The sequence below is a fragment of the Yoonia sp. R2-816 genome, assembly GCF_046762905.1.
Taxonomy (GTDB): domain Bacteria; phylum Pseudomonadota; class Alphaproteobacteria; order Rhodobacterales; family Rhodobacteraceae; genus Yoonia.
In genome coordinates this window covers 1-351 of the sequence record NZ_JBKQXN010000031.1, presented here as the reverse complement: position 1 = coordinate 351, position 351 = coordinate 1, and the positions used below count along the sequence as shown (strand labels likewise).

The following is a 351-nucleotide window of genomic DNA, read 5'->3' as shown; positions in this document are numbered from 1 at the left end:
CGATAAAGGGCATTGATTGGTGCAGCGATCGTTCGCGCATTACGAAATGAGCGGACCTCGCTCAAGCGGGCGCGGCGCCTGATCCTGAGCAGGAACGGCCCGGTGACGGCAATGTGTGTATACCCTTGGAGCTTGAGAAGGTGTCGAGTCCGGCTGAGGGCGGAATCGTATCACAAGCATGTTTGATCATGATTTTGGCCACCGATATTTGCCTGTAAGCAAGATATGCGCCCATCCGAGCGGTGAGATGTGCGACAGAAGCTCAGGCGGGCAGTCCAATCCAGCCTTTCGCCTCTGCTGAACCGCTTTCCCTAGCTGGTTAGTATTCCAAAAGATGATGATTGCAGCGAG

The 351-nt window shown here is 55.0% G+C and carries 1 protein-coding gene; it reads right to left on the bottom strand.

Annotated elements, in window-relative coordinates; all coding sequences use genetic code 11:
- Positions 1 to 186 precede the first annotated feature (186 nt).
- The coding region (locus ACFWW2_RS00440; RefSeq protein ID WP_393925393.1) for a Tn3 family transposase at positions 187 to 351 on the bottom strand (165 nt) is incomplete at its 5' end.